This window comes from Pseudomonas sp. P5_A2_2, assembly GCF_054177685.1.
In genome coordinates this window covers 1-2,755 of the sequence record NZ_JBGCUL010000612.1, presented here as the reverse complement: position 1 = coordinate 2,755, position 2,755 = coordinate 1, and the positions used below count along the sequence as shown (strand labels likewise).

Sequence of the window (2,755 nt, the reverse complement as noted above, 5' to 3'; positions counted from 1 at the left end):
GGGTAGGGGCTGTGGCAGAAGGCATAAAAAAACGCCGCCCATCTCACGATGGGCGGCGTTCTTCATTGCGTTGCAACGTTAGGCTTGAACGACCGGGATGTTGGCGTTCGCAGCAGCTTCACGGAACTCGGCGATCTGGTCGAAGGACAGGTAGCGGTAGACATCGGCCGCCATGCTGTCGATCTTGCCAGCGTATTCCATGTACTCCTCGACGGTCGGCAGGCGACCCAGGATGGAAGCCACGGACGCAAGCTCAGCCGAAGCCAGGTAGACGTTCGCGCCGTCACCCAGACGGTTCGGGAAGTTACGGGTCGAAGTCGACACGACAGTCGAGTTCGGCTCTACACGTGCCTGGTTACCCATGCACAGCGAGCAGCCTGGCATTTCCATGCGCGCGCCGGCCTTGCCGTAGATGCCGTAGTAGCCTTCTTCGGTCAGCTGGTGAGCGTCCATCTTGGTCGGCGGCGACAGCCACAGACGGGTTGGCAACTGACCCTTGACCTGTTCCAGCAACTTGCCGGCAGCGCGGAAGTGACCGATGTTGGTCATGCACGAACCGATGAACACTTCGTCGATCTTCTCGCCAGCAACGCTGGAGAGCAGGCGAGCGTCGTCCGGGTCGTTCGGCGCGCAGAGCACAGGCTCCTTGATGTCGGCCAGGTCGATCTCGATGATTTCAGCGTATTCAGCGTCTTTGTCCGCTTGCAGCAGCTCAGGGTTGRCCAGCCAGGCTTCCATCGCTTGAGCGCGACGTTCCAGAGTACGTGCATCGCCGTAGCCTTCGCCGATCATCCAGCGCAGCAGGGTGATGTTGGACTGCAGGTATTCGGCAATCGACTCTTTGGACAGCTGGATGGTGCAACCGGCAGCCGAACGTTCAGCCGAGGCGTCAGACAGTTCGAACGCTTGCTCGACGGTCAGTTTAGGCAGACCTTCGATCTCCAGGATGCGACCGGAGAAGGCGTTCTTCTTGCCTTTCTTCTCTACGGTCAGCAGGCCAGCCTGGATCGCGTAGTAAGGAATGGCGTGAACCAGGTCACGCAGGGTGACGCCTGGCTGCAGTTCGCCTTTGAAGCGAACCAGGATCGACTCAGGCATGTCCAGCGGCATGACGCCGGTGGCTGCGGCGAACGCGACCAGGCCGGAACCGGCCGGGAACGAGATGCCGATCGGGAAACGGGTGTGGGAGTCACCACCGGTACCGACGGTGTCCGGCAGCAGCATGCGGTTCAGCCACGAGTGGATGATGCCGTCGCCCGGACGCAGGGAAACGCCGCCGCGGGTCATGATGAAGTCAGGCAGGGTGTGGTGGGTGGTCACGTCGATCGGCTTTGGATAGGCCGCGGTGTGGCAGAAGGACTGCATCACCAGATCGGTCGAGAAGCCCAGGCACGCCAGGTCTTTCAGTTCGTCACGGGTCATCGGACCTGTGGTGTCCTGGGAGCCGACGGTGGTCATCTTCGGTTCGCAGTAGGTGCCCGGACGAACGCCGGTCACGCCGCAAGCCTTGCCGACCATTTTCTGCGCCAGGGTGAAACCCTTGGTGCTTTCAGCCGGTGCTTCAGGCTTCTTGAACAGGGTCGAAGGTGGCAGACCCAGCTCGGTGCGAGCCTTCTCGGTCAGGCCACGGCCGATGATCAGCGGAATACGGCCGCCAGCGCGAACTTCGTCCAACAGCACCGGGGTCTTCATTTCGAAGGTGGTCAGGACTTCGTCGGTGCCGTGCTTGCAGACTTTGCCAGCATGCGGGTACAGGTCGATCACGTCGCCCATGTGCATGTTGGATACGTCGAACTCGATTGGCAGTGCGCCGGCATCTTCCATGGTGTTGTAGAAGATCGGAGCGATCTTGCTGCCGAAGCAGAAACCGCCGGCACGCTTGTTCGGCACGTAGGGAACGTCGTCGCCGAAGAACCACAGTACGGAGTTGGTCGCCGATTTACGCGACGAACCGGTACCGACCACGTCGCCGACGTAGGCGATAGGGAAACCTTGACCGCGCATTTCTTCGATCTGCTTCATCGGACCGGTGACGCCTTGTGCGTCAGGCACGATGCCGTCGCGAGCCATTTTCAGCATGGCCAGGGCGTGCAGCGGGATGTCCGGACGGGACCAGGCATCAGGGGCAGGGGACAGGTCGTCGGTGTTGGTCTCGCCGGTGACCTTGAACACGCGCAGGCTGATCTTGTCGGCCAGGGTCGGGCGCTTCACGAACCACTCGCCGTCAGCCCAGGATTGCAGCACGCCTTGGGCGTGAACGTTACCGTTCTTGGCTTTTTCAGCGACGTCGTGGAAGGCGTCGAACATCAGCAGGGTGTGCTTGAGTTCTTTGGCAGCTACTGGCGCCAGTTCGGCGTCGTCCAGCAGGTTTACCAGAGTCACGATGTTGTAGCCGCCCTGCATGGTGCCGAGCAGTTCAACAGCGCGCTTCTTGTCGATCAGGGGGGATTTGGCTTCGCCTTTGGCGATGGCGGACAGGAAGCCGGCCTTGACATAGGCTGCTTCGTCCACTCCAGGCGGAACGCGATTGGTGATCAGGTCAACGAGGAATGCTTCTTCGCCAGCCRGGGGATTTTTCAGCAGCTCGACCAGGCCTGCAGTTTGTTCGGCGTTTAGCGGCTGGGGAACGATACCCAGTGCTGCGCGCTCTTCGATATGTTTGCGGTAGGCTTCAAGCACAGTTATTACCCTCATCAGTGGTCCCAAATGGGTGTCCGGGACGCTCATCCCGAAATTGCCGTACTCATGCGCAGCA

At 60.8% G+C, this 2,755-nt stretch carries 1 protein-coding gene; it reads right to left on the bottom strand.

Annotated features, from left to right (window positions below; genetic code table 11):
- Positions 1-78: 78 nt before the first annotated feature.
- The gene (gene acnB / locus ACXRVY_RS23055) at positions 79-2,679 is read right to left on the bottom strand and encodes a bifunctional aconitate hydratase 2/2-methylisocitrate dehydratase (RefSeq protein ID WP_458238333.1); all 2,601 of its coding nucleotides are present in this window, start codon (positions 2,677-2,679) and stop codon (positions 79-81) included.
- Positions 2,680-2,755 lie beyond the last annotated feature (76 nt).